10 protein-coding genes are annotated in these 13,317 nt (G+C 40.9%); 7 read left to right on the top strand and 3 right to left on the bottom strand.

Annotated elements, in window-relative coordinates:
* The first annotated feature begins 84 nt into the window (after window positions 1-84).
* A complete protein-coding gene (locus ACED20_RS20280) occupies window positions 85-1,161 on the top strand; it encodes an 8-amino-7-oxononanoate synthase (protein WP_378106552.1) in 1,077 nt (358 codons plus the stop codon).
* Between the two features lie 19 nt (window positions 1,162-1,180).
* Here ACED20_RS20280 and ACED20_RS20275 read toward each other — a convergent pair whose 3' ends face one another.
* Window positions 1,181-2,044, bottom strand: a complete 864-nt coding sequence (locus ACED20_RS20275; RefSeq protein WP_378106550.1) for a glycoside hydrolase family 25 protein — start codon at window positions 2,042-2,044, stop codon at window positions 1,181-1,183.
* Window positions 2,045-2,110: 66 nt separating this feature from the next.
* On the opposite strand from ACED20_RS20275, the gene ACED20_RS20270 reads away from it, so the two are divergent.
* The 5 genes from ACED20_RS20270 (at window position 2,111) to deoC (ending at window position 6,522) form a co-directional block, all read left to right on the top strand.
* The gene (locus ACED20_RS20270) at window positions 2,111-3,373 is read left to right on the top strand and encodes an NAD(P)/FAD-dependent oxidoreductase (RefSeq protein WP_378106548.1); all 1,263 of its coding nucleotides are present in this window, start codon (window positions 2,111-2,113) and stop codon (window positions 3,371-3,373) included.
* Window positions 3,370-4,041 carry a tRNA (guanosine(37)-N1)-methyltransferase TrmD gene (gene trmD / locus ACED20_RS20265; RefSeq protein ID WP_294201230.1) on the top strand — a complete coding sequence of 224 codons (672 nt, stop codon included), beginning with the start codon at window positions 3,370-3,372 and terminating at the stop codon, window positions 4,039-4,041. Before ACED20_RS20270 ends, trmD begins: the two co-directional genes overlap by 4 nt.
* A gap of 297 nt (window positions 4,042-4,338) precedes the next feature.
* Complete coding sequence (locus tag ACED20_RS20260; RefSeq protein ID WP_294240391.1) at window positions 4,339-5,277, top strand: endonuclease; 939 nt, start codon at window positions 4,339-4,341, stop codon at window positions 5,275-5,277.
* Between the two features lie 23 nt (window positions 5,278-5,300).
* On the top strand, window positions 5,301-5,771 hold the full coding sequence (locus ACED20_RS20255) for an Lrp/AsnC family transcriptional regulator (RefSeq protein ID WP_294201226.1): 471 nt from the start codon (window positions 5,301-5,303) through the stop codon (window positions 5,769-5,771).
* Between the two features lie 4 nt (window positions 5,772-5,775).
* Window positions 5,776-6,522 (top strand): deoxyribose-phosphate aldolase, encoded by a 747-nt coding sequence (gene deoC, locus ACED20_RS20250; RefSeq protein ID WP_294240532.1) that lies wholly within the window; start codon window positions 5,776-5,778, stop codon window positions 6,520-6,522.
* A 54-nt stretch (window positions 6,523-6,576) separates the two neighbouring features.
* Here the strand turns inward: deoC and dusB are convergent, their stop codons facing one another.
* Window positions 6,577-7,575, bottom strand: a complete 999-nt coding sequence (dusB, locus tag ACED20_RS20245; RefSeq protein WP_378106545.1) for a tRNA dihydrouridine synthase DusB — start codon at window positions 7,573-7,575, stop codon at window positions 6,577-6,579.
* Window positions 7,576-7,799: 224 nt separating this feature from the next.
* Here dusB and ACED20_RS20240 point away from each other — a divergent pair, with 224 nt between their 5' ends.
* Complete coding sequence (locus tag ACED20_RS20240; protein WP_294198490.1) at window positions 7,800-9,545, top strand: T9SS type A sorting domain-containing protein; 1,746 nt, start codon at window positions 7,800-7,802, stop codon at window positions 9,543-9,545.
* A gap of 499 nt (window positions 9,546-10,044) precedes the next feature.
* Here ACED20_RS20240 and ACED20_RS20235 read toward each other — a convergent pair whose 3' ends face one another.
* The gene (locus ACED20_RS20235) at window positions 10,045-13,257 is read right to left on the bottom strand and encodes a hypothetical protein (protein ID WP_294240385.1); all 3,213 of its coding nucleotides are present in this window, start codon (window positions 13,255-13,257) and stop codon (window positions 10,045-10,047) included.
* Window positions 13,258-13,317 lie beyond the last annotated feature (60 nt).

The raw sequence follows: 13,317 nt of genomic DNA, 5'->3' as shown, positions 1-13,317 counted from the left end.
GTGTTAATCAGTTATTTATAGTCGAATTCACGTTATTTAAAAATTTACACTTCGGTTTCCGGCCTTCCCCAAAATTGGGATACGGTGATCGGAAATCATAACATCATGCTTTCCGCAGCGTATTTCCGTGTTCTTGAAACTTCAAAGCCGCAGAACATGAATTGCTTTTTTGTAGGATTTTTTGAAGATGAACATTTGATCGGCGGTGCCTTATTCCAATACCTGGATTTCATCCGGCATAAGACTTTCCAGAAAGATGAGGTCTGGTGCAGCCTCAGAAATTATGCTGCGAGGAAGTTCAGCCGGGATGTGATGATCCTGGGCAACAATATGCTGACGGGGCAGAACGGATTTTATTTCTATCCTGAAAAAATCAGTACGGAGAATATGGTTTCACTGTTGGATAGTGCAGTGCATAAAATGCAGAAAGAGATCAGGAAAACGTCACTCATCATCTATAAGGATTACCGTTCTGAATTTTTCTCATTTTTTCAAGATAGTAAGCATCAGAACTATTTTAAATTCTGCGTACAGCCGAATATGATCCTGCAAATACGGGAGAACTGGAATACCTTTGAAGATTATATTCGTGATTTTTCTACCAAATACAGAACCAGGGTGAAGAATGCCCGAAAGAAACTTGCCGGTATTGAAAAACGTGAATTGAACGCCGGAAAAGTCACCAAATACAGGAAAGAAATGAGTGTGCTGTATAAAAATGTAGCTGAAAATGCACCTTTTAATACTTTTTTCCTTGAAGAAAACCATTTTGAAAGGATGAAAGAACATTTAGGAAATAATTTTAAAGTGTTCGGCTATTTTTCAGATCAGAAACTGATTGGTTTTTATACGCTAATTCTGAACAATGATGATGTTGATACCTATTTTTTAGGCTATGATAAAGAAATCCAGAAAGAAAATCAGATTTACCTGAATATGCTTCTGGACATGGCCGGGTTCGCCATCGATCATCAGTTTAAAAGAATTCTTTTCGGAAGAACGGCACTGGAGATCAAATCTACCATCGGCGCGGAACCGGTTGAAATTTTTGGACTCATCAGGCATACATATTCCGCAATCAACCCGTTCATGAAAAATATATTCCCTTCCCTTTCTCCTAAAACGGAGTGGATACAGAGACATCCTTTTAAGATTAAATGAGCTTCTTTGAAGAAGCAAATCAGTCGAGTGTAAGGTTTTTCAAAGACCAGGAGCTTCCGTTGTAAACATCAAGATCCACTTTTGTATTGATCCCATGTACAATCCCGTTTTCTGTAAACTGCCAGAAATCCCAGATACCATCGGGAGAAGGAGCCGGAACATCATTGTAATTAGCCAGCCATAGCGGATAATCATCGAATTCACCTTTCAGGAAATCTTTGTAATAATGATAGTAAGTGTAAATGATGGGTTTTTCACCATAGGTTTCCTCCACGATCCTGCACCAGACTTTTAAATCTTCGATCAGTTTTTTATTGGTTTTGCGTTTCGGAATTTTCTCAATATCTAAAATCGGCGGCAGGTCTCCGCTTTCGAGTTTTACATTTTCAAGGAAGTTATTGGCTTGGATTACAGGATCTTCATCGGCCCTGTAAAAATGATAAGCCCCGCGGATGATCTTCTGTTTTTTGGCCTGCTCCCAGAAAGCCTCAAAATGTTTATCAGCATTACGGTTTCCCATGGTTGCACGCATGACCACAAATTCCAGCGGAATGGTCTTGTTCCCGATCGTCAGGCTGTTCCATTTAATGTCTTCTTTATTCTGATAGTGGGAGATGTCGAATCCGTAGGTTTTGTCGAGGTTATCGGAAAGAATTTTCTGGATCCTCAGCGTCTCAGTTTCGCTGTTGTGAAGTTTTTTATGGGTGAATTTATTAAAGTACAGGGCGTAGTAATAGCTGATCGACTGTTTCAGATACAAACCCGTACCCGCCAGCGCAATAATCAGGATCACCAGCAGGATCCTGCGTCGGAAAAAGTAATTCTTCCGGCGGCTGGTATGAATCTTTTTGGCGGTTTTTTTGCTGTACTTCTTCGGTGACATAAAGTTCTTGCAAAACTAACTTTTTTCACTTCTAAATGCTAAATAAAATCAGTAAATTTGTCTACTATGGAAACACGCGAAAAGATCATCATCATCGGGGGTGGTTTTGCGGGGCTGCAGCTTGCAAAAACATTGAATAACAAGAACAAAAAAGTAATTGTTTTAGACCGGGTAAATCATCATATGTTCCAGCCTCTTTTTTACCAGGTAGCGTGCGGCCGAATTGAGCCTTCCAATATTTCCTTTCCTTTCAGAAAAATCTTTCAGCGTTCCAGAAATACACAGTTCCGCCTGACGGAAGTAAAAGAAATCGATACAGCGAATAATAAAGTGATTACCGATGAAGCGGAGTTCAGCTATGACAAGCTTGTGATCGCTACCGGCTGCAAAACGAACTTCTTCGGCAACAAAGATATGGAAGGAAAAGCCTTCGGGATGAAGAATACCCAGGAAGCCATCGGCATCAGAAACCATATCCTGATGACCTTTGAAAAGCTGATCCTCGAAAAAAGCAGAAGCGACGACGGAAACTGGAATATCGTGATCGTCGGAAGCGGCCCCACCGGAGTGGAGCTGGCCGGTGCGTTTGCCGAAATGAAAAAAGAAATTCTTCCACGGGATTATCCTTACATGAATTTCGACCATCTTAAGATCATCCTGGTAAGTTCTACGGAAAAGCCGCTTGCGGTGATGAGTGCTGAAGCGCAGAACAAATCCGAGGAATATCTGAAGGACCTTGGCGTAACTTTCCTGAGCCAGGAATATGTAACGGAGTATGACGGCGATAAAGTGTATATGAAAAGCGGAAAAACCATTGCTTCCAACAGCGTAATCTGGGCAGCCGGAGTGACGGGGAATGTGATCAGCGGTTTTCCCTCAAAAAATCTTGTTAAAAATAGGTACATTACCGACAGATATAATAAAATAAAAGGCTATGATAATATTTTCGCCATCGGTGATATCAGCTATATGGAAACCCCGAAATATCCTCAGGGGCATCCCCAGGTAGCGAACGTGGCCATCAATCAGGCGAAAAATTTAGGTAGAAACCTGTTAAAGAAAAATACAAGCCAGTGGGAGGAATATGAGTATGAAGACAAAGGTTCTCTGGCAACGATCGGAAAGCACCGGGCGGTTGTAGACCTTCCGTTCATCAAATTCCAGGGGTTTTTAGCCTGGTTTTTCTGGATGTTCTTACATTTGATGCTTATTTTAAGTGTAAGAAACAAGCTCGCGGTATTTTTTAACTGGATGTGGAGCTATTTTAACAAAGATTCTTCTTTACGATTAATCATTTCGCCGAATAAGAAAAACGAAACATTACAATGAGAATTGATATTATAAGCGTACTTCCCGAGTTGATGGAAAGTCCGTTCAGAACTTCCATTTTAAAGAGAGCCATGGATAAAGGGCTTGCAGAAGTACATTTTCATCATCTGAGAGACTGGGCGATCAATAAGCACCGGCAGATCGACGATGAGCCTTACGGCGGCGGAGCCGGAATGGTGATGATGATAGAGCCTCTGGACAAATGCATCTCCGAGCTGAAATCCCAGAGGGAGTATGATGAGGTGATCTATCTTACACCGGACGGTGTTACTTTGAACCAGAAGATCGCCAATACCTTATCGATTAAGCAGAATCTTATTTTCTTATGCGGACATTATAAAGGAATCGACCAACGGGTGAGGGATCTGCATATTACCAAAGAAATATCTATCGGGGATTATGTTCTGACGGGCGGCGAACTGGCGGCCTGCGTCCTGGCTGATTCCGTGATCCGTCTGCTTCCCGGAGTGCTGAATGATGAGCAGAGTGCCCTTACAGACAGTTTCCAGGACGATTTGCTGTCGCCACCGATCTACACAAGGCCCGAAGTTTACAAAGGATTGGAAGTTCCAAAAATCCTGCTCAGCGGAAATTTTGCTAAAATAGAAGAGTGGCGTCATAATGAAGCGTTGAGAATAACCAGAGAAAAGCGTCCCGATCTTTTATAAAATTTTCTGCCTGTCACCGGCTACTTCCAGTTTAAGATATATTAGAAATATATAATTAATCTTTCCGTAGGCAAAAAACTAAAAAACATTTTATTTCTGTTTTATCACTTTTTTTGATAATAATTTTTAATAATTCCAATTAAAATTATCTAAATGCCCTAAAATTTATATATTTACTATGTTTATAAGGCGAATTAACGAAAGATTCTAAGGGAATTGTTCAGTATATATTAAATAAAATAATAAATTTACACTTTCGAGATAAATGTCAGTGAAAAATTCCAGAAACCCATGCTGATGGAGCTGTTCAGTTTTTACAATGTTGAAAATTTGTTTTTACCTGATCCTAAGCCAACGCATAAACTGGACCCCACAATATCCGGTCTACGCAATTGGGATGAAAGGAAATACAGGAATAAGCTTTTTAAAATAGCACATGCTTTTCAGCTTATGAAAGAAGGGCATGGAGAGGTGCCCTTTATGATCGGTCTTTCAGAGGTTTCCGGAAGAAAAGTGCTGGAAGACCTCGTACAGATAGAGCCTTTCAATTGCGGTTACGGAATTGTGCATTATAATTCTCCGGACGAAAGGCATGTGGATGTGGCATTTTTATATGATAAAAGTAAAGTTCAGGTAATAAATTCTGAAACCATTACGTTCTTTTTTGAGACAACTAATAAAAACCAGGAAAACTACAATACAACTAGAGATGTACTATATTCAAAACTAAATTATAGAGGAGAGATTTTACATGTTTTTATCGCTCATCTTCCATCCAAGCGGGAAAGAGATATTAACAAAGGAAAAAGAGACTTTATAATAAAGGAGATCCGTAGCCGGATTTTGAATATTGTAAATAAAGGTAAAGAAAATGTAATTTTGTGTGGTGATTTTAATGAAAACCCTAATGATGAAAATTTAATGAAAATTCTCTATAACGATGCGCATGCAAAAGTGATGGAAAATCCTTTTATGCGCCTGTTTTCTGCAGGAAATTATTCTACTTTTCACTATAAATCAGGATTGCTTTTCGATCAGATAATGCTTTCTGAATCATTTTTTACTGAAGATAATATGCTGGTGTTTGAAAATGCCGAAGTCTTCTGTCCTGATAAAATAAAGAGCCGCGACAAAAAGCTTGGAGGCAGACCTTTCAGAACGTTCGCCGGAACAAGGTATCTGGGAGGTTACAGCGATCATTTCCCGGTTTTTGTAAGATTTAAAATTGATAAATAAACGTAAAAACATAAATAAGTAGAATGAAAAACTCAAAGAATACCAGCTATCAGTTAGATTCTATCGACAAAGAAATTATTTATATGTTGATGGATAATGCCAAATCGTCATTGTCGAATATTTCGAAAAGCGTCGGAATATCAACAACGGCAGTTCATCAGCGAATTAAAAAACTTGAACAGGCAGGGGTTATTGAAACTTCGATTTCTTTTTTAAACCCGAAAAAAATCGGTTATAAAGTTATTTCTTATATAGGTGTATTCCTCGATCTGCCAAGCCATTATCCGGATATGGTGAAGGCTCTGAAAGATATCAATGAAGTTGTGGAAGCCCACTATACTACAGGGAATTATACTATTTTCCTGAAAGTGATCTGTAAGGACAACGATCACCTGATGCAGATCCTCAGTAAGCTTCAGCAGCTGAAGGGTGTAATAAGAACAGAAACTTTCATATCTTTGGAGCAGGGTATTTACAGACAACTGAAAGTATAACAGGATTATGAACATTGCGCAATATTTGGATTCAACGTATCTGAAAACTCCTGCACAGTCGGGGCTTTCGGAAGAACAGACTTTACAGAAAGACATAGAACTGGCTCAGGAAGCTATTGATAACGGTATTTTTGCCGTGATGATCCGCCCGGATTATGTATCAGCAGTTAAAAAATATATCGGGAAAAAAAATTCGGATGTGGTAGTAGGAACGGTTATCGGTTTTCATGAGGGGACCTATTCCACGGAAGAAAAATTGGCAGAAGCTGAAAAAGCCATTGCTGACGGAGCGGATGAGCTGGATTTTGTCATTAATTATAGTGCTTATCTGAAAGGAAATCTGGATCTCGTAGAAGAAGAATTTGTAAAGTGTACCGCTTTATGTATTCAGCATCATAAAATTGCAAAGTGGATTATTGAAATCGCTGCATTAACAGACTTGCAGATTGCCGATATTACAAAGCGCATTTCGGGATGGGCGGAAGAGAATTTTGATGAGCATGAATTGTCAGAAATCTTTGTGAAATCCTCAACCGGTTTTTATGAAACCGAAGACGGAAAACCCAACGGGGCAACTTTTGAAGGGATACGGATCATGCTTGACAATGCCGGTAAGCTCCCGGTAAAAGCGGCAGGCGGCGTGAGAACTCCGGAAGATGCGGAAAGGATGATCGGTCTCGGTGTCAAAAGAATAGGAACTTCATCTGCATTGGCCTTAATTAAAAACCAAGACTCAAAAGAAGGATATTAATCAAATTTCATAAAAATAAAAAACCATCAAAAATAGCTTGATGGTTTTTATTTTCTATGCCTGTTGGGCTAAATACTGCGTATAAAACTCCTGCGTTTCCCTGATCAGGATATCCATTTCTTCCAATGTAAATACTTCTAGGAACTTTTTCCTGAAATCCTTAAAATGAGGAACTCCACGGAAATAATTGCTGTAATGCTGTCTCATTTCTACCAGTCCGAGCCTTTCCCCTTTCCATTCGGCACTCCATTCGGCATGCTGACGAACAGCTAACAATCGGTCTTCAATCGTAGGTGTCGGCAAATGTTCCCCGGTTTCGAAGAAATGTTTGATTTCATTGAAAATCCACGGGTATCCGATAGCGGCACGGCCGATCATAATTCCGTCACAGGCGTATTTCTGCTTGTATTCCAACGCTTTTTCAGGAGAATCAATGTCACCGTTCCCGAAAATAGGGATTTCAATATTGGGATTTTGTTTGATTCTTGAGATATGTTCCCAGTCCGCTTCACCCTTATACATCTGGGCACGTGTTCTCGCATGGATGGTAAGTGCCTTGATTCCGGTTTCCTGAAGACGTTCAGCTACTTCATCAATGTTGATGGAATTACTGTCCCATCCGAGACGTGTTTTTACGGTTACGGGCAGGCTTGTAGAACGTACCACGGCTTTTGTAAGGCGCACCATTAAATCAATATCCTTCAGAACACCGGCTCCGGCACCCTTACAGACTACTTTTTTAACGGGGCAGCCAAAATTGATATCCACCAGATCCGGATTTACCGTCTCCACGATCCTCGCCGACATGGCCATGGCTTCTTCATCCCCTCCGAAAATCTGGATCCCGACAGGTCTTTCATAGTCAAAAATATCCAGCTTTTTCCGGCTTTTTATAGCGTCACGGATCAACCCTTCCGAAGAGATAAATTCAGAATACATCAGGTCTGCACCGTGCATTTTGCATAATCTCCTGAACGGCGGATCGCTGACATCTTCCATCGGTGCCAGTAAAAGCGGAAATTCCGGCAGTTCTATATTGCCAATTTTTATCATGGTGCAAATTTACAAAATTATAATGATTGTGCAGAATACTCCCTGATAAAGCGTTTATGCAAAGTCAATATGATTGTTTATTGTGAATTTTTTTTAATTAAAATTTGATTTTTGTTGTATATTTTATTTTATAATTTAATTAAAATTGAATATTTTACTTTATTTTAACTATATTTATAGAACCAAATACTATTCGCATTATGAGAAAAATTCTATTTTGTTTAATGACAACAGCTGCATCTGTAGGTATTAATGCCCAGATCAGCCTTACTGCAACAGGCGGTACCACGACAGGAACTTATACTACATTAAAAGCAGCGTTCGATGCAATTAATGGAGGACTACACCAGGGAGCCATCACGATTAACGTAACGGGCAATACAACGGAAACTGCTTCAGCCGTTCTGAATGGGAATGGCTCAGGCAACAGCAATTATACATCGGTACTTATTAAGCCGGCAGCCGGAGTAAACGCCACTATTTCCAGTGCGGATACGGTGGCCACTATAAAACTTAACGGAGCCGATAATGTAACCATTGATGGAAGTAATAATGGCTCTACTTCCAGAAACCTCACCATTACCAATACATATACTACGGGAGGAAGTCCGGTTATCATCTGGGTAGCGAGTACCGCCACGGATGGTGCTTTGAATGCCACTTTTAAAAACACCAATATCTACGGCTCCAATTCCTCCGGTACGATTGTCGGAATTATTGTGTCCGGATCCACACTGGGGGCCGCCGCTGAAGTTTCCAATAATAATTTCAGCAGTATCAATAATTCCTTCAACAAAGCCCAGAATGCCATCTTTGCTATTGGAAATGCCACCAATACGGATACGGGATTCATGATCAAAAATAATGTGATCGGGTCTGCGGTTGCTACGGATAAAATGGGATATCGTGGACTTGCCGTACAGAATGCCAAAAATTTTGAGATCAGCGGAAATGTTATTACGGGAGTAACCCTCGCTTCTACTGCAACTGCGGCCGGGATTTTAGTTGGAGCAGCTGCAACAAACGGTTTGATTTTTAATAATAAAATATCGGATGTTTCCAATACGAATACATTAGGATATGGCGCCGCCGGCTTATATTTAAGTTGTTCTGGAACAGCATCGAATATGCTGGTGTATAATAACACGATCAACGGTGTCTCCGGATACGGATATGCCTTAGGCGGAGGTGCCGGTGATAATGGCAACGGAATTGTTATAGTTTCAGGAGGAGGATATAAAATTTATTACAATACCGTCGTAATGGATGCTAACCAGACCGTGGCCGGCAGACCTTCCGCATTCAATATTACAAGTGCCGTTACGGCGGCCGGAGCTGTTGATGTAAGAAATAATATATTTGTCAACAAGCAGACACAGACGGGAGACCGTTATGCCATCTATGTCGGTACAGTCAATACTGTATTTTCGAACATCAATTACAACAATTATTTTTCATCAGGTACGGCATTAGGGTACATCGGGTCTGCAAGAACTACTTTGGGAGAACTGCAGCTGGGTTTCGGAGGAAATGTAAACTCCCTGAACGTTTCCCCGGTATTTGCCTCTGCTACCGATTTTCACCTGGCTGCTTCAGGAAATGCGGCACTGGATAACAAGGGTACTTTCGTAGCCGATGTAACGGTAGATGCGGACGGTACTACACGAAATGCCATTACCCCCGACTTGGGAAGTTATGAATTTACCAATATTGTTTTAGCAACTCAGGATGTTGCCGCTAAGACTAAACTGAATTATTACCCGAATCCGGTCGTTGACTTTATCAACATCAGCAATGATACTAAGATCAGAAATGTGGAAGTCTATGGTGCTGCCGGACAGAGACTGGCCGATGAAAACATTAATGCCGAAAAAGGATCTGTGGATATGAGAGCACTTCCTTCCGGAATGTATGTCTTAAAGGTAAATACGGAAAAAGGATCTGAGTCCATTAAAGTGATGAAAAAATAAACGATGAAAAGAAATTAAGCAGAAACCCCGGAATTTCCGGGGTTTTTTGGTTTTATATCATAACAGAACTGACATTATCTTATGCAGTCTGATCTATAATTTCATAAACAAAACCTACTGCAATCGAAACTTTTCTGATATCGACCATAGATAAAACGGTAAAATTTTTAGATAAAGGCTTTGTCTATTTATTACCTAATAAGTGTATAAATTTTGTAGATAATGAAATTACTGGAAGTAATGATGGATATATGATCAATGACCTGCCGGAAAAGCTTATCGAACAGTATGAAGAACGCATAAAAGAACTTAAGGAGCAGGCAGAATACTGGAAAAGCCAATCCCAGAACAACGGTTAGCCATTTCTATCCGAAGTTCCTTGCACCCCTGCAGGAGACTTTATCATTAAAAGCTTAAAACCGGATCAGGTTTTCAAAAATAATTTAAACTTCTGTTTTCAAGTGTTGATCATATAAAGATCAACCGAAATTTAAATTCTCTAAAAACTTGCCTTCACCTGCATACTACCGATATGAATGGTTCTGTCCCCTGAATTCCTGCCTTCATAATTCAGGTTTAATTGAAGGAAAGAATTGATGGCCTGCTGGATAAATACGCTCCATACCTGGTTTTTCCCCGGCTTTAATCCGTCCAGCATCTGGTTTCCGACAATACTGAAATTGTTTCCGGTAAAATCATTATTGATGAAAGAGAAGTTTCCTCTAATAGACGTTTTTCTGCGTTCCCACTGAATGGTTCCCGTAACATCAAAGGCTTTCAGGAATTCTTCTCCGTCTACGCGCTGTTTTTGGCGGAAGGCGGAAGAAAGTTCAGCCTGAATGGCATCCGTGAATTTGTAGGTAGCTTTGGGTTTGGTTTCAAAATTGTTTAAACGGAAATCCCTCGTTGTAAACAGCTGGGAAGAGTTCCGAATATCATGAACCGAATTTTCCCAGTCGATCCTGAACTCTTTGTTGAACCAGTAGCCGATATTCAGGAAATGCGAGGTCTGTTCACGTTCTTCATTGCTGAAGTTGGCGTTGATGAGGTTATCATTCGAGATAAAGCGATAGTTTCCGTTCCATCCCGATTTATCGGTTGGGCTGAACTGTACGGAAGCCAGAATATTCTGGTTTTTCAGGATCTGATCTTCATTTTTTTCAAAAGGATTCAATACCAGTACTTTGTCCTTTTTATAGAACGAGTTTTGGGAATTCAGGGAAATATTGAAATTCCAGCGTTTCAGGAATTTATTCTCAGAATTAAAGACAATCGACGGATTCACAAATAAAGCGAGCTGAATTTTATTCTTGTTAGATGGAATATACCGAACGGAATTGGTGTAAATCCTGATATATTGCGCCAGATCCGAATATTCGGCAATTTCAAACTCGTCGAGCTGCTGTACGCCGTCGCCGTTATAATCCGTCCATTTGTAAATACCCTGCCCGTCCGTAACCTTGATATACTGGAATTCCCTTTGGGCTTCCTGCCCGTTTCCAAGCTCATAAAAAGCCTGCAGGCGCATCCCGTTTCTGAAAAGCTGCTGGTTGTACAGGATGTTTCCGACTACAAAATCATTATTTCTCGACATGTCAACGTCCTGGTTCTGATAAAAGAACTTTCTGTAATGGAGCAGGGCATTCAATGTTGTTCTTTCGGTTTTGATGATCTGGCTTTCGGCCATGAATCCCAGGATATTATTCATGCTCTGCAGCCTGTTATCGCGTACCGAGTCATTGTCACGCATATAGACTTTCGCAAGCAATTTGGTTCTTGTACTGTCACCTACTTTCTTCTGCACAAAAACTTCTTTCCAGCTGAAACTGGTAACATCCATCAGGCCGGTATCATTGTATTTCTTTTCGTTGTGTTCCATGCTTCCACCCAGCGCCCAGCTTCCTTTTTTTCCGGTAAACTCCGTAGAAACACCGCCTCTTATGAACTTGGTATCCTGGAGAACAGCATTCGTATTCAGGTATGAAAGATTTCCTTTGGTAAAGAATTTCCCTTTGATCCATCCGAAATCCAGGTCGTTTTTAATCCCTTTATAGGTATCCTGTTCGTCGAGATAATTGATTCTGTAATTTAAGGTAGATTTGTTGGTCCATTTATTTAAAAAACTGAAGATAAACCGGTTTTGAGTTCGTCCGCTGAATTCCTGCGCAAGGTTGAAATCCCGGGAAAATTCCACATCATTGATCCGGTCCAGGATATGGAACTGTCGGTCGATATACTGGTATTCAAAATTAGGAGTTCCTTTCCAGTTGTTTTTGGTAAAAGTCTTGTTCCCGAATATCCTCCACGCATACCCGATGTTCTGATCGGAATCTTTAGATGAAAATAAATTGACATCGTAATTGCTTAATGAAATATCGGCTCCTATTTTTCCATCTTTCAGCAGATATTCGGAATTGAAGGAGTAGACCTGCGATTTTTGCGGAGAAGGAAGTTTCCGCACGGCGCGGTAATCTCCCATATTCGGCCCGACGTATTGGAAAACACGCCCGTTATTGGTAGTCTGGGTAATTTTATAATCTCCGAGGTTTGCCCCGAAGTAGGTATAGGAGACCGTGTAAAGGGTCTGTGTGGCATCTGTGGAAAATTCATAATGGTTGCCGCTAGGGTCCTGAACCAGCCGGTATAGGATTTTGTTCACATCATACTCTGCGACTACTCCGGAAGGAGCGTACATCAGGTTCGGATCGTTTCCTGCCGCTGCCAGGATTTGCTGGTCTTCCTGCGAAAGATTTAAGGATAGCGGTGCATTTTTATTGTCATTTTCCATGAACCAGTTCAGGCCGACCTTTAGTTTTTCCCTTTTATGCTCAAGCTTTCCGGTAAATAAGTACCGGGAGTAATTCCTGTTGGCGTAATTGTAGGAAATGGTAATGAAATTCTGCTGGAAAATCGGCCGGAAGCTGGTAAATGTAACTTCTCCGGTATTGTAATTAATCACATAATCCTGGTTTTCTCCTCTTTTCATTAAAATCCCGTCGATAAAAACCTGTTCGGAGCCTGAGATCAGGGTGATGAATTGCTCGCCGTTTTTCCCTGTGAGACGGTAAGGCCCCTGGTTGCCTTCCACCCCCTGGAAACGGATCCTGTGAAATTCACTTCGCGCTACGCCCATCGAAACATCCACAAAGGTTTTATTTTCTTTTCCGAATTCGGTCTGGAACTCAAGGCCCATGCTTCGCCGCTGGTATTTGGCAAAATAATTCTTGGCTTCCACCAGGTCTAGGTGTCCGGCTCTAAGGATGGATTTATCCTTTATATTAAGCTGCATGTAGATCTTGTCGAATTCTTCCAGGGTCTGGGTATAACCGTCAGCCTGGATCGGCAGATTATGGTCGGAAATACTGGCAAGGATCGTTACATCTTTGGAAAGCCTTCCGGAAATCTGTAAATCCATGGAACTCTGCACCGACTGCCCCTGGTTGTTACCAAAGGTAATCCCCCTGATAATGGACCCCTTTGAATTCAGTTCTCCTAAAAATCTCTTCTTGTCGTTTTTCGCAAGCACTCCTTCATCTACAATGATGCGGTTGTTGGTTTTTACGAAATCCAGCGTGTCTTTGGCGAAGATATCCTGCTCAAATCGGGCGGCCAGAATACTGTCGCGCTTCAGGCTGTCCTGTTTGAGACTATCCTGCGGAATGTTCGGGTTTTTCCATGTAAATACCTGGGCATTACCTGAAAATAAGCCCATAAAAAACAATACGAATATCAGAATATAATTTCGCAAACCTCTGGAAATAGTTCGTAAAAA

This window comes from Chryseobacterium sp. sg2396 (assembly GCF_042610505.1).
Classification (GTDB): Bacteria; Bacteroidota; Bacteroidia; order Flavobacteriales; family Weeksellaceae; genus Chryseobacterium.
Note: the sequence above shows the minus strand (reverse complement) of the source record. Positions and strands in the feature narration are given on the sequence as shown.